The organism is Streptomyces sp. NPDC001502 (assembly GCF_042894785.1).
GTDB classification, from domain to species: domain Bacteria; phylum Actinomycetota; class Actinomycetes; order Streptomycetales; family Streptomycetaceae; genus Streptomyces; species Streptomyces kutzneri.
In genome coordinates, this window is record NZ_JBIAVW010000004.1 from 219411 (window position 1) to 232783 (window position 13373).

13 protein-coding genes are annotated in these 13373 nt (G+C 73.6%); 9 read left to right on the plus strand and 4 right to left on the minus strand.

Going from position 1 to position 13373, the window contains the following annotated elements; translation table 11 throughout:
- Positions 1 to 274: 274 nt before the first annotated feature.
- The 3 genes from ACFY0D_RS08275 to ACFY0D_RS08285 are packed head-to-tail and all read left to right on the plus strand — an operon-like array spanning position 275 to position 2982.
- Positions 275 to 1237, plus strand: coding sequence for an ABC transporter substrate-binding protein (locus ACFY0D_RS08275; RefSeq protein WP_390797573.1), 963 nt, complete (start codon positions 275 to 277; stop codon positions 1235 to 1237).
- A gap of 39 nt (positions 1238 to 1276) precedes the next feature.
- Positions 1277 to 2218, plus strand: coding sequence for an amino acid ABC transporter permease (locus tag ACFY0D_RS08280; protein ID WP_390797574.1), 942 nt, complete (start codon positions 1277 to 1279; stop codon positions 2216 to 2218).
- Entirely contained in the window at positions 2218 to 2982 is a 765-nt protein-coding gene (locus ACFY0D_RS08285) for an amino acid ABC transporter ATP-binding protein (protein ID WP_030009417.1), read from the plus strand. Before ACFY0D_RS08280 ends, ACFY0D_RS08285 begins: the two co-directional genes overlap by 1 nt.
- Before the next feature lie 83 nt (positions 2983 to 3065).
- Here the strand turns inward: ACFY0D_RS08285 and ACFY0D_RS08290 are convergent, their stop codons facing one another.
- The gene (locus tag ACFY0D_RS08290) at positions 3066 to 3845 is read right to left on the minus strand and encodes a class I SAM-dependent methyltransferase (protein ID WP_390797575.1); all 780 of its coding nucleotides are present in this window, start codon (positions 3843 to 3845) and stop codon (positions 3066 to 3068) included.
- 82 nt (positions 3846 to 3927) lie between these two features.
- Between ACFY0D_RS08290 and ACFY0D_RS08295 the strand changes: the two genes are divergently transcribed.
- A complete protein-coding gene (locus ACFY0D_RS08295; RefSeq protein WP_301366503.1) occupies positions 3928 to 4557 on the plus strand; it encodes a CGNR zinc finger domain-containing protein in 630 nt (209 codons plus the stop codon).
- On the opposite strand, the gene sodX is transcribed toward ACFY0D_RS08295, so the two are convergent.
- On the minus strand, positions 4461 to 4883 hold the full coding sequence (gene sodX / locus ACFY0D_RS08300; protein WP_301366502.1) for a nickel-type superoxide dismutase maturation protease: 423 nt from the start codon (positions 4881 to 4883) through the stop codon (positions 4461 to 4463). The genes ACFY0D_RS08295 and sodX overlap by 97 nt on opposite strands.
- A 171-nt stretch (positions 4884 to 5054) precedes the next feature.
- Between sodX and sodN the strand changes: the two genes are divergently transcribed.
- Positions 5055 to 5450 (plus strand): superoxide dismutase, Ni, encoded by a 396-nt coding sequence (gene sodN, locus ACFY0D_RS08305; protein ID WP_030009413.1) that lies wholly within the window; start codon positions 5055 to 5057, stop codon positions 5448 to 5450.
- Positions 5451 to 5609: 159 nt separating this feature from the next.
- Here sodN and ACFY0D_RS08310 read toward each other — a convergent pair whose 3' ends face one another.
- Together ACFY0D_RS08310 and ACFY0D_RS08315 are read right to left on the minus strand one after the other, a co-directional pair.
- On the minus strand, positions 5610 to 5981 hold the full coding sequence (locus tag ACFY0D_RS08310) for a hypothetical protein (protein ID WP_390797576.1): 372 nt from the start codon (positions 5979 to 5981) through the stop codon (positions 5610 to 5612).
- Positions 5982 to 6122: 141 nt separating this feature from the next.
- A complete protein-coding gene (locus ACFY0D_RS08315; protein ID WP_030009408.1) occupies positions 6123 to 6311 on the minus strand; it encodes a DUF6104 family protein in 189 nt (62 codons plus the stop codon).
- Between the two features lie 129 nt (positions 6312 to 6440).
- On the opposite strand from ACFY0D_RS08315, the gene ACFY0D_RS08320 reads away from it, so the two are divergent.
- From ACFY0D_RS08320 to fxsA, 4 genes are all read left to right on the plus strand, one after another.
- Complete coding sequence (locus ACFY0D_RS08320) at positions 6441 to 8615, plus strand: trypsin-like peptidase domain-containing protein (protein WP_390797760.1); 2175 nt, start codon at positions 6441 to 6443, stop codon at positions 8613 to 8615.
- A 42-nt stretch (positions 8616 to 8657) separates the two neighbouring features.
- Entirely contained in the window at positions 8658 to 9686 is a 1029-nt protein-coding gene (locus tag ACFY0D_RS08325; RefSeq protein WP_390797577.1) for an AAA family ATPase, read from the plus strand.
- Between the two features lie 6 nt (positions 9687 to 9692).
- Positions 9693 to 12962 (plus strand): SAV_2336 N-terminal domain-related protein, encoded by a 3270-nt coding sequence (locus ACFY0D_RS08330; RefSeq protein ID WP_390797578.1) that lies wholly within the window; start codon positions 9693 to 9695, stop codon positions 12960 to 12962.
- Positions 12963 to 13073: 111 nt separating this feature from the next.
- Entirely contained in the window at positions 13074 to 13268 is a 195-nt protein-coding gene (gene fxsA, locus ACFY0D_RS08335) for an FxSxx-COOH cyclophane-containing RiPP peptide (RefSeq protein WP_382541979.1), read from the plus strand.
- The last annotated feature ends 105 nt before the right edge of the window (positions 13269 to 13373 follow it).

Sequence of the window (13373 nt, forward strand, 5' to 3'; positions counted from 1 at the left end):
GAAAAGTCCAAACCTTGCCGTCCAGTGGGCGAGACGCTCGGGAGAAACTTCGGTAAAACCAGCAGGTCACAGCAGTATCTGCGGCCTCGAACCCCCTTCCCCGCAGTCCTGTTGGGCTACCCCGGGCGCCCGTTATGCGATTTTGACCTGACGGGCACCCTGAATGTCTCAGTCCGAATGGCAAGATGCCGTAATCACACAAGGTCGCGACACTCGATGGTGCGTGTTCGACCGTTTTTCGTTGCTTTTCCACCAGCGCCGGAGGAACCAAGCCATGACCGCTAGCACCACCCGTCGTACGACCGCCGCACGGTCCCGGATCGCCGCGGTCGGCGCGATCGCGGTCGCGGGCGCCCTGATCCTCACCGGCTGTGGTGACCAGACCGACAAGGCCTCCAGCACCCCGTCGGGCGCGGCGAACAACAGCAGCGCCCCGCTCTTCTCCAAGCTCCCGAAGAAGATCCAGGACGCTGGTGTCATCAAGGTCGGCACGGACGCCACCTACGCGCCGATGGAGTTCACCGAGGGCGGCAAGATCGTCGGCGTCGACCCCGACGTGGCGGCGGCCATGGCCAAGCAGCTCGGCGTGCAGTTCAAGTTCGAGTCGGGCACCTTCGACACGCTGATCGGCAGCATGCAGACGGGCCGCAGCGACCTGGTCATGTCCTCGCTCACCGACACCAAGGCCCGTCAGGAGGGCCTGGACGACAAGGGCGCCAAGACCGGTGCCGGTGTCGACTTCGTCGACTACTTCTCCTCCTCGACCGGCATCCTGGTCAAGAAGGGCAACCCCCAGGGCATCAAGACCCTCGACGACCTGTGCGGCAAGACGGTCGCCGTGCAGCGCGGCACCACGTACGAGGAGTCGGCCAAGGCCCAGGCCGAGAAGTGCAAGACGGACGGCAAGGGCGAGCTCAAGATCGAGTCCTTCCCGACCGACGCCGAGGCCCAGACCCGCGTGAAGGCCGGCGGCGCCGCCGCTGACCTGAACGACTCCCCGGTCGCCGCGTACATCGCGCAGACCGCCGGTGGCGGCAACGACTTCGAGGCCATCGCCAACCCGACCGACGCCGGTCTCTTCGGCATCGCGGTGGACAAGAAGAACACCCAGCTGCGCGACGCGCTCAAGGAAGCCCTTGACGCGGTCATCAAGGACGGCACGTACAAGGCCGCCCTGGACAAGTGGAACGCGGGCTCCGGCGCCGTGACCGAGGCCAAGATCAACGCCGGTTCCTGATCTCCGCGTACCACCGCAGCACACTGAAGGGCAGTCACTGTGACTGACAAGCTCGACAAGGTCCCGGGCCCGGCGGACACCCCGCCGGCCGGGGCCGTCCCCCCCGAGGCGATCCGCGCCATTCCGGTCCGCCACTACGGCCGCTGGATCAGCGCCGTGGTCGTCATCGGCCTGGTGGTGGCGCTCGTCGTCGCCTTCTCGCAGGGCAACGTCCGCTGGGCGACCGTGCCGGAGAAGCTGTTCGACCCGACGATCCTCCGCGGTGTCGTCAACACGGTCTGGATCAGCGTCACCTCCATGGCCCTGGGCCTGGTCCTCGGTATCCTCTTCGCCGTCATGCGGCTCTCGAAGAACCCGGTGACCAGCACCATCGCCTGGTTCTACATCTGGCTGTTCCGCGGCACCCCGGTGTACGTGCAGCTGCTGATCTGGTTCAACCTCGCCCTGATCTTCCCGATCCTGAACCTCGGGTTCTACAAGGACGAGATGACGCAGGTCATGACCCCGTTCCTGGCGGCCCTGCTGGGTCTGGGTCTGAACGAGGGCGCGTACATGGCGGAGATCGTCCGGGCCGGCATCCAGTCGGTCGACGAGGGCCAGACGGAGGCCTCGCACGCGCTGGGCATGACGCGCACGCAGACGATGCGCCGGGTCGTGCTGCCGCAGGCCATGCGGGTGATCGTGCCGCCGTCCGGCAACGAGTTCATCAACATGCTCAAGACCTCCTCGCTGGTGGTCGCCGTGCAGTACTTCGACCTGCTGCGCGCGGCCCAGGACATCGCCTCGACCTCGTTCGCGGTGATGGAGATGTTCTTCGTCGCGTCGATCTGGTACCTCGCCCTGACCAGCGTGTTCAGCGTCGGCCAGTACTACCTGGAGCGCCGCTACGCCCGTGGCGCGCTGCGCTCGCTGCCGCCGACGCCGCTGCAGAAGATCAAGGCGAAACTGTCCAGCTTCTCGAACCGCAAGGCGGTGGCCTGATGACGACTGCCATGGTGAAGGCCGAGGGCGTCCACAAGTCCTACGGTGCGGCGCACATCCTCAAGGGCATCGACCTGGAGGTCGCCCCGCGTGAGGTGTTCTGCCTGGTCGGCCCGTCCGGCTCCGGCAAGTCGACCTTCCTGCGGTGCATCAACCACCTGGAGCAGGTCAACGCGGGTCGGCTGTACGTCGACGGGCAGCTTGTGGGCTACCGCCAGAAGGGCGACAAGCTCTACGAGCTGAAGGACAGCGAGGTCGCGGCGCAGCGCCGGGACATCGGCATGGTCTTCCAGCGGTTCAACCTGTTCCCGCACATGACGGCCATCGAGAACGTGATGGAAGCCCCGGTCATGGTCAAGGGCGAGTCGAAGGCGGTGGCGCGCGAGCGCGCCGTCAAGCTCCTGGACCGGGTGGGTCTCGGTGACAAGGGCGGGAACTACCCCACCCAGCTCTCCGGCGGGCAGCAGCAGCGCGTGGCGATCGCCCGTGCGCTGGCCATGGAGCCGAAGCTGATGCTCTTCGACGAGCCCACCTCGGCCCTCGACCCGGAGCTGGTCGGTGACGTCCTGGACGTCATGCGGGACCTCGCCGAATCGGGCATGACCATGATCGTGGTCACGCACGAGATGGGCTTCGCCCGCGAGGTCGGCGACAACCTCGTCTTCATGGACGGCGGCGTGGTCGTCGAGTCCGGCCACCCCCGCGACGTCCTGGGCAACCCCCAGCACGACCGGACCAAGGCATTCCTCTCCAAGGTGCTGTAGCTCCAGGACGCTGTGGTCCGCACCCGCGGACCGACGAGGGGCGGTACGGGATCCCGTACCGCCCCTCAGTCGTTCCCAGGTCCCTACTTCAGACCTAGGACCAGCGCGTCCGAGGGGGAGCGCCAGACCGTACGGGCCTCCGCGAAGCCCGCGGCGCGCAGGGTCTCGGCGTGCCAGGCCTCGGAGGGGGTGTCGCCGTCCGCGTGCTCCCCGTAGATCTCGAAGCGCTGCTTCACCTGCTCGGCCAGTGCCGGGTCGGCGCCCGCCAGCGCCCACCACTCGCGCCAGTCCACCGCTCCGGCCGTCTTGGCCCGGTCCATGCCGGCGTGCCGGTGGGCGTGCTCGGCGGCGTCGATGCGCGGGGTGGCCGGGTCGGGCATGTGGTCGGCGTTCATGAACACCCCGCCCGGGGCCACGAGCGGTACGAGCTGCCCGTACAGGACGGCCAGCTCCGCGCTCGGCAGCCAGTGCAGGGCGGTGGCCGTCAGGACGGCGTCGTAGCTGTCGTGCGGGAGGGCGGCGCGCCAGTCGGGGTCCTTGAGGTCGGCGGTCACGAACGTGACCCGCGCGTCCCCGGCGAAGTGGCCCTCGGCGATGGTCAACAGGGCGGGGTCGAGATCGACGCCCGTACTGGTGGCTTCCGGGAACCGCCCAAGGAGGCGGTCCGTAATACTTCCCGTACCGCATGCGAGATCCAGCACCCGGGGGGCGGGTCCCACCAGTGCCTCGACCATGTCCAGCATCACGCGGAACCGCTCCTCGCGGTCGGGCATGTACCACTCCTGCTGCCGGTCCCAGCTGTCCTGCCAGGCCTGCCAGTCGGTCGTGCCCGTCGCTTCGGTCGTATCCGCCCTGTCCGTCATCCCGAACCCCTCCATACGTAATACCCTCGAAGACGTCTCAGCCGTTACCGGAGACATTAATCCGCAGCCGTAAGGACTACAAGTGGAACTGGCCCATTACTCGGACTTCGCCGTGCGCCTGGTCAACACCGAGGAGCCGGCCCGCAACAAGGACGCACTCACCTCGGTGGACGCCGTCCGCGCCCTGTTCGGCGCAAGTCAGCAGATGGCGCGCCGCGTCACCGACGGTGACGTCACCCGCTTCCGCAACGTCCGCGGCCGCCTGCGCTCCGTCTTCGAGGCCGCCGACGGCGGCGACCACGTCCTCGCGGTCGACCTGCTGAACTCGCTGCTCATGGAGTTCCCCGTCAGTCCCCAGGTGTCCGGCCACGAGACCCTCGACGACGACGGCCGCCCCGACTGGCACATCCACCTCGCCGAGCACCCCTCGAACGCCTCCGCCGGCTACGCCGCCATGGCCTCCATGGGCCTGGCCTTCGCCCTCACCGAGCACGGCCCCGACCGCCTCGGCCTGTGCCAGGCCGCGCCCTGCCGCAACGCCTACCTCGACACCTCCACCAACCGCTCCCGGCGCTACTGCTCCGACCGCTGCGCCACCCGGGCGAACGTGGCCGCCTACCGCGCCCGCAAGCGGCTGGAGGCCGAGGAGTCCGCCCGCAGCGGGCGCAGCGCCGAGACCGCCCAGGACAGCCGGGCCCTCAGCGAACGCTGATCCTCCTCGCGCGGCCGGAAACGCAGCACCGCCGTCGCCAGCACCAGCTCCGCCGGCACCGCGCCGTAGACGGTGCTGTCGCCGGTCTCGTTGTACGGGTTGTCGCCGAGCACCCACCAGCTGCCGCCCGGCCGCCGCTCCACCGCGCGCTTGACCACCAGCAGGTCCTGCTGGAGCGGATGCCGCAGCACGACCACGTCGCCCGGCCGTACGGCAGCCCCGTACCGGACCACCAGCTGGTCCCCGTTCAGCAGCGTCGGCACCATCGACGCCCCCGTCACGTCCACCACCCCGAACCGCTTGCGCGGGCGCCCGTTCTCCACCATCCGTGTCCTCCTCGTCACCCCCGCATGCTGTCGCACGGGTCCGTACATTCGCTCACCGGTCCGGCCGAGCCCCTGGACTTTTGTCCTAAGCCCATGGGGGCGCCCGCGAAATCCGGTTGTTCAGCGAGTAATCTCCCCCTTGAGAAGACGATCACGAGGAGGACACACTCCATGCTTTCCCGCCTCTTCGCCCCCAAGGCGAAGGTCTCCGCCCACTGCGATCTTCCGTGCGGCGTGTACGACCCTGCCCAGGCCCGCATCGAGGCCGAGTCCGTCAAGGCCGTGCAGGAGAAGTACCAGGCCAACGAAGACGCCGACTTCCGCGCGCGCGCCATCACCATCAAGGAGCAGCGCGCCGAGCTCGCCAAGCACCACGTCTCGGTGCTGTGGAGCGACTACTTCAAGCCCCCGCACTTCGAGAAGTACCCGCAGCTGCACACCCTGGTCAACGACACCCTGAAGGCCCTCTCGGCCGCCAAGGCGTCGAACGACCCGGCGACCGGCGCGAAGGCTCTTGAGCTCATCGCCGAGATCGACCGCATCTTCTGGGAGACCAAGGCCGCCTGAGCCTTCCCTTCCCCGTGCAGAGGGGCCCGTCCGCACCGGTGGACGGGCCCCTCTGCACGTGCCGCGTCCACCACCGGCCCCTGTGGCGCGGCCGGTTGGGCGCCCGGTTGGGCGTCCGGGTCGGGTGTCCGGGTGGGGTGTCCGGGTGGGCGTCCCGCTTCAGGAACTCGGGTCGTCCTGCCCGGCCAGAGCCTCGCGGACCGCGTCGAGGTGTCGTGTCTGCCGCCTCGTCAGCAGCGCGTCGACCGGTTCGAGAAGCCGGTCGCATGCGCGGTCGGCCTCCGGCGGCGGCAGCCGGCGCGTGCGTGCACAGCCTCGGGCCGCGGCGATCGCCTTGTCGTAGAGGTCGTGATCCGCGGGAAGGGCGGTCGAGCGCTCGCGTCGCAGCCATGCGATCGGCCACGGCATGTCCCGGGGCCAGTCGGGGTTCGCCAGGGAGCGCAGACGCAGGTATCCCAGCCGGTCCCACCACCGGCGGCTGTGCCACTTGCGCGAGGGGGCCGGCGGCAGGCCGTGAGGCAGGTCCTTCACCGGACCCATGGTGCCCGGTGGCGGCGCCCGGGCGGGCGGATTTCTCCGCCCGACGATCCGGGCCCGCCATGGCCGTGGACGGAACCGGCCATACGGTCGGGGTCCGGGCAGGGCCGTCAGACCGGTGCCCGGACCCGGGGATCACTCGTCGTCCGCGTCCTCGTCGTCGTCCAGCCGGGCCAGCCACGTGGCCAGGCGTTCCACCGGGACCTCGAAATCCGGGTTCAGGTCGACGAAGGTGCGCAGCTGCTCGGCGAGCCACTCGAAGGTGACCTCCTCCTCGCCGCGCCGCTTCTCCAGCTCCTCGATGCCGCGATCGGTGAAGTACAAGTCGGGCTCCGTGCCGTGATGGGGGTGTGCAGGGGGTGTTTCCCGCCAGGATAATCCGCCTTAAGGCGAGACCTCCCGCCTGCGCCCTCCCCGGGTCTAGCCTGGATGCCCAACGAGCGGGGGGTGCGGATGACGGACGGGCGCACGACCGGGTCCGCGCGCGCCTTCGAGCTTCTGGAGCCCCTCGTCCAGGCGGCGACCGTACGCGTTCACGCCCCGCCGGGCGGGTATGAAACCCCTCGCAGTCATCGGACCGGTCCCACGTGGGGGAGCGGCTTCTTCATCGCCCCCGGCTGGGTCCTGACGTGCGCGCACGTGGTCGGCGAAGGGGGTGCTGCGGTGCGTCTGACGGGACGCGAGGTTGGCATCACCTTTTCCGCCGGGAGCATCACCGGCACGGTCACCGGGCGCGTGGAGTGCGTCCTGCCCGAGCGGCTGGAGGAGCGGCGGCCCGGCCGGCACGCCCTGTGGGACCTGCCCGACCTCGCGCTGGTCAGGGTGCTGGCTCCCGTCTCGCACGCCTGCGTGTGGCTGACCGACCGCTCCAGACCGCGTTTCGACGAGGTCGCCTACTTCGGCTGCACCGAGGACCTCGGCACCCCCGAGATCACCGGCCGCACCACCCGGCTGCGCGGCACCGCCGGGAACGGCGCGGCCATCCGGCTCGGCGACGACGACGAGATCGAGCCCGGCATGTCCGGCGGGCCCGTGGTGGACCTCGCCCGCGGCGAGGTCGTCGGCGTGCTCAAGGCCCGGCGGCAGACCGGGGGCGGCGGGCTCGCCGTCTCCGTCGTGCAGCTGCGCACCCTGCCGATGGCCGCGCGGGGCCAGGTCGGGCTCTACCGCCGGATCATGCAGGCCCACGACCTGTACCACTACGACCAGCACCTCAGCGATCTCGACAACCGCCGGACCTGGACGGACGTGCACGGCGAACTCCCGCCGGAGGAGGGCGACCCGTACGCCGGCCGGGGCCGGCTCACCCCCGGCGAACGCACCACCCTGTACGGGCTGCTGGCCGAACTGCCCCCGCCCGGCTCCTCCGAGGTCGTACGCGCCCTGGTCGAGGCGGCGCGCGGCGAGGAGCCGGACCCGTTGCCGCCGGCCCCGCTGAGCTGGCGCGACGGGCTGGGGCTGCTGCACGACCCGCCCGGCGGGACGGGCGAGGCCGCGGCGATGCTCCGGTACGCGACGGACGTGAGCGTGGCCGAGTACCGGGAGCCGGTCACGCCGGGCGCGGACGAGGAGCTGTGGGACTGGGTACGGGCCACGGCCGAGCGGCTGTGGCGGCCGCTGCGGCGCGAGCTCGGCGAGCGCCACGAGCGGGGCCTCGCCGAGCGCGAGCGGCGCCGCCGGGCCTCGGCCGGGCGGACGGCGCACGGCCCGGCGCAGCGGTCCGGCGGGCTGCCGCCCGGGGCCTCGGTGCTGCTGGAGGTCTGGGCGCACGGCTGGGAGGACGTCTACGACTGGCGGGTCTCGGTGCTGGCCGGTCCCGCGCACGCCGGGCGGGTGACCCCCGTGGACTCGGGCGTACGGGCCACGCTGGCGGGCCTGCCGGAGGCCTTACGGGCCCCGCTCGCCGAGGGCTTCCGGCGCTGCGACACCCACGAGGCGGCGGCCCTGCTCGAAGTGGCCGTGGCCCCCGCGCTGTTCGGGCTCGCGGTGGACGAATGGGTGGTGGTGGGCGGCGTGCCGCTCGGCGTGCAGCGGCCGGTGGTCCTGCGTCACCCCGCCGGAGCGAACCCGGCCGCCGTGAGCCCGGCCGCCGTGAGCCGGGCCGCCGTGAGCCCGGCCGCCGCGAGCCCGGGCGGCGTCGGCCCGGGCGGCGCCAGGGAGCACCCCGCCGACCGCGAGGGCACCGACGCGTCCGCCCGCTGGGCGCGGGTCCAGGCCGGACCGCTGCAGGACGAACGCGCCGACTGCATACGGGGGCGCCCGCGCAGCCCCGCCACCGAGTGGCTGACCGGACTCCCCGACAACACCGTGCCGGTGCACTGCCGGGCGGCCGACCAGGAGCCCACGCTCGGGTCGCTGCACGCGGTACGGGACGCCGGGTACGGGGTGGTGGTGACCCGCCGGCCGCCGCCCGACCCGGGGGCCTCGTGCGCGCCCTTCCACCGCGGGCTGCGGGAGGAACTGGCCGACGCCGGGCGGGCGGAGGTGCTCCCGGTACGCCTGCAGAACCTGCGGGGGCGGGCCTACGGGGCGGATCCCGACGCCTACTGGGCGGCCGGGACGGGGCTGGTGTGGGAGGACCCGGCGCGGCCGCTGCCGGACGAGGAGCCCCTCCAGGGCGACCTGTGACGGGGCCGGCACGGACGACGCGAGGGAGGGAGCAGGAGCACCATGAATGACGAGTGGCTCATATACCGCGGGGTGGGCGAGCCCCACGACGGGATCGACGCCCTGCCCGACCCGCCGCCCTGGCGGGACTTCGACGGCGGCCCCGTGGCGGAGCCGGGCGGTCCGGCCCAGGTCGCCGACGGCAACGTGGCGCGGCGGCTCGGGGCGCACCGGCAGGCCGCCGAGCTGCACCGGCCGGAACCGGAGGAGCTGGAGGCCATCAACGCCGCCCTCTACCTGCGGCGGCCGCTGCTCGTCACCGGCTTCCCCGGCACCGGGAAGTCCACCCTCGCGCACGCCGTCGCCCACGAGCTGAAGCTGGGGCGCGTGCTCCGGTGGCCGGTGGTGTCCCGCACCGTGCTCCTGGACGGCCTGTACCGGTACGACGCCCTGGCCCGGCTGCAGGACGTCCAGATCGCCGCGAGCGGCGGAGGCGGCCCGGCCGCCGCCACGGACACCGGGGTCCCCGGCATCGGGAAGTACATCCGGCTCGGGCCGCTCGGCACCGCCCTGCTGCCGACCGCCCGGCCCCGCGTCCTGCTCATCGACGAGCTCGACAAGAGCGACATCGACCTCCCCAACGACCTGCTGAACGTGCTGGAGGAAGGGGAGTTCGCCCTCCCCGAGCTGGAACGGGTCGCCGACAGCGAGCCCGAGGTCCAGGTGCTCACCGACGACGGGACCAAGGTCACCGTCCGCGGCGGCCGCGTGCGCTGCCGGGCCTTCCCGTTCATCATCCTGACCAGCAACGGGGAACGGGACTTCCCCGCCGCCCTGCTGCGCCGCTGCATCCAGCTGAAGCTCGGGCAGCCCGGCGAGAAACGGCTCGCCACCATGGTCCGCGCCCACCTCGGCGAGGAGGCCGCCCGCCTCGGGGCCGACCTGATCAGGGAGTTCCTCAGCCGCTCCCAGTCCGAGCTGGTCGCCGCCGACCAGCTGCTCAACGCCGTCTACCTGACCCACTACGCCGCCCCGCCCACCCGGGAGGACCTCGCGGACCTGCTCATCCAGCGCCTCGACCGCCCGAGGTGATCGGCCGTGGCATCCGCCGGCGCGCCCGGCGTCCGTGAACTGGCCGCGCTGCTGCGCGCCGCCGGGCTCGACCCGTCCGCCGGGGAGATCGCCGACGCCCTGTGGCTGGCCGGGCACATCGGCGGCCCCGCGCAGGGCGCCCCGGGCGGGCCGGGGCCGGGCGGCCCGCAGACCGCGCCCGAGGATCCGGGCGGGGAGCCCGCCGGGCCCGTACGCGCAGACACGGAGGCCGACGCTCCGGTCGGGCTGTACGCCCCCGGGACGGCCCGGGCCGACGGCGAACGGCCGCAGGAGTCGCCCGAGGAGTACGGAGTGCCCGTACGGGTGCCCGGGGCCGCCGCGCTGCCCCGCATCCTGGACATCCAGCGGGCCCTGCGCGCCCTCCAGCGGCACCGCCCGCCCGGCCCGCCCACCCGGCTGGTGATCGACGAGGCGGCCACCGCCGAGGCCAGCGCCCGCGCCCTCGGACTGGTCATCCCGGTGCTCCGGCCGGAGAGCCGGCGCGAGGCGACCGTACGGCTGGTGATGGACGCGTCCCCGTCGATGGCCGTCTGGCAGGACATGTTCGAGGAACTGCGGTCCGTGTGCGAGCGGTTGGGTGCCTTCCGGGACGTCCAGGTGCACTATCTGCACCGCCTCGCCGACGGCACGGCCGCGCTCGGCCGCAGCCCCGCACCCGGCTGCGTACGCGCCTCCGGCCTGCGCTCCGGTGACCAGCTGCGGGACCCGACCGGCCGGGCCCTGACCATGGTGGTCTCCGACTGCGCCGGGCCGCTGTGGCGCGAGGGCACGGCGCAGCGGCTGCTGCACCGGTGGGCCGAGTGCACCCCGTGCATGGTCGTCCAGCCGCTGCCGCAGCGGCTGTGGGGGCGCAGCTGGCTGCCCACCGAGCGGGGCACGCTCACCCGGCCGGAGGGCGGCGGCCAGAGGCTCATGTTCCGGCCGGACCGGCCGCCGCTGCCCGGACGGCCCACGGGCGGGCTGACGGTGCCGGTGCTGCCGCCGAGCGCGACCGCCCTCGGGGCGTGGGCCCGGCTGCTGGCCGGGCTGACGGCCGGGCCCGTACCGGCCGAGGTGGGCCGGGTACTGGCCGACCATCCGGCCGCGCCCCTGCCGCCGCCGCGTGCGGTGCGGCCGCCGCGCGAACTGGTGGCGCGGTTCCGCTCCTCGGCCGCGCCCCGGGCCGTACAGCTCGCGGTGTACCTGTCGGCGGCGCCGCTGACGCTGCCCGTGATGCGGCTGGTGCAGCGCACGATGCTCCCGGACTCCGAACCCTCCGACCTGGCGGAGGTGCTGCTGAGCGGGCTGCTGCGGCGCAGCGGGCCGGGGCCGGGGCACTGGTACGAGTTCGTCCCCGGGGTGCAGGACGTACTGCTGGGGCCACTGGGTCGGGACGAGGCCGCGCTGGTGCTCAAGCACTGCTCGGAGTACGTGCTGGCGCACTTCGGCCGGGGTGTACGGAACTTCCCCGCGCTCGCCGTCTCCCAGCTGACCGGGACCCCGCCGGCGGTCGCCGATCCCGGACCCGAGGAGGACGAGCGGGCGCCCGAGGGGCGGCTCCCGCAGGCCTTCGCACAGGTTTCGGCCAAAGTCGTACGGCGCTACCTGCCCGGGATGCCGCAGGAGGGCCCGGCGGTACGCCGGCCCGCCGCGGCCCCGGTGCCCACCCGGGCCGGGGCGGTGCGCGCCGCCCGGGCCCGGCTGGCGGACGCCGACGCCGACGGGGACGGCGGCGCGCGGGCGCTGTACGAGGCCGTGGCGGTGCTCCGGCGGGCGGTGACGGCCCCGGCGGGACCCGGCGATCCCCCGGAGGAGGCGGAGACCGAGCTGGCGGGGGCGCTGCTGCGGCTGTGGGCGGCCCAGCGGGACCCGGAGCTCCTGGCCGAGGCGGAACGGGCCGTGACCGGGCTGCGGACGGCGCGGGCGGGGGCGGTGCTCGGCCGGGTGCTGTACGAGCGGGCGCTGGCCGCCGGACCGGACGCGGAGCTGCTGGCGGCGGCGGACATGCAGTTCGCGGCGGCCGGAGCCGCGGCCGACCCGGAACTGCGCCGGGACTGCGCGGTGCGGCGCGCGGAGACCCTGATCCGGCTGAGCGGGCTGCGGGACGAGGCGGGCGCGCTGCGCGAGGCACGGGCGGCCCTCGAACCCCTGGCGGGCCGGGCGCCGGGCGCAGAACAGGGCGTGGATCCCGCCGCCGCACCCGGCCGGGACGGCGGCGGGGACGGCGGCCCGGAAGGCACCACGGACGGCGGCCCGGCCCCGTACCCCGAGCTGCACCTGGCCCTGGGCCGCGTCCTGCTGGCCCTGCTGCCCCGCACCCCGGACCCGGCCGAGCGCACGGCCCTGGCCACACAGGCCGCGGCCCGCCTCGCCGCGGCCCTGACCGCCCCGCCCGGCGCCCACGGCCGCACCGGCCCCGGCACCGGCCAGGTACGGGTGGAGCTCGCCGACGCGCTGCGCCACCTCCCCGGCCGGCTGGAGGAGGCCGCCGGGCAGCTGGACGCGGCCCTGGCGGAGGCGGGCGGGGACCCGGAACTGCGGGTGGCCGCCCTGGTGTGCCTGGCGCGCGTACACCGGGAGCGCTACGCGCGGGACGCCGACCCGACGGCACTGGAGGACGCGGCCGAGGCGTACGCCCGGGCCCGCCGGCTGATCCCCCGCGACGCGGAGGCCTTCGGCGAACTGCTGCCCGAGTGGGGCGACGTACTCCTGGACCGGGCCCGGGCCACCGACGGGCGGCGGTTCACCGGAGCCGCCGTACGCGTCCTGCGCGAGAGCCGGGCCGCGGTCCCGCAGTCCGACCCCGGCGCGGCCCACCGGCTGCTGCGGCTGGCCACGGGGCTGCGGCTGCGGCACACGTACGAGGGCGACCCGGTGGACCTGCGGGAGGCCGAGTACCTGCTGGAGCTGGCCGTCCGGCACAGCCGCAATCCGCTGGAACAGGCCCGCGTCTGGCGGGACCACGGCGACGTCCAGCAGGAGATCCACGGCCACACCCGGGCACTGGAGCGCCTCGACCGGGCGGCGGACTCCTACCGGCGGGCCTGGCGGGCCGCCCTGGAGGCCGACGTGGAGGAGCGCGAGGACACCGCCGTCCAGCTGGCCGCCCGCGTACAGCAGTTGCGCGGGGACGTGCTGGAACGCCTCGCCCGGCCCCGCGCGGCCCTGGACGCGTACCGCTCGGCACTGGAGCTGTGGACGCGGACCCGCGAGGGCGCCGCAGGGCGCTCGGAGGCGGTCCGCGCGCGGATCCTGGCCCTGGAGGCCGGGCTCTGACACCCGGGCCCGGGGCGCGGCCGGGCCGGGGACCGCCGTTTCCGCGGACCGGCCGACGGGAAAAGGAAGTTGACCATCCGGTGTGCGACGCGACAGGGGGCCCGGCGGCACATGGCGACGAAGCAGCAGGAAGTGGCGGCGGCGACCCCGGGATGCCCGGGGCGGCTGCCGGATCTCTCCGGGCTGGACCTGGCGGCGCTGCGCGGGATCGACCATCCCGTGCTGGCCCGGGTGATCGAGGGCATGGTCGAGCGGGTGACCCATCCCGCGGAGATCCTCAACGCCTTCGACTCCAGCGTGGCCTGATCGCGAGCACCATGCCGGATCCGTCCTACCTTGAAACCGAGTTGACCACTTTCCGCCGTTAGCCGGGACCGTCCCCAGGGCAGGGATGGACCGTCCGCCGGGGTG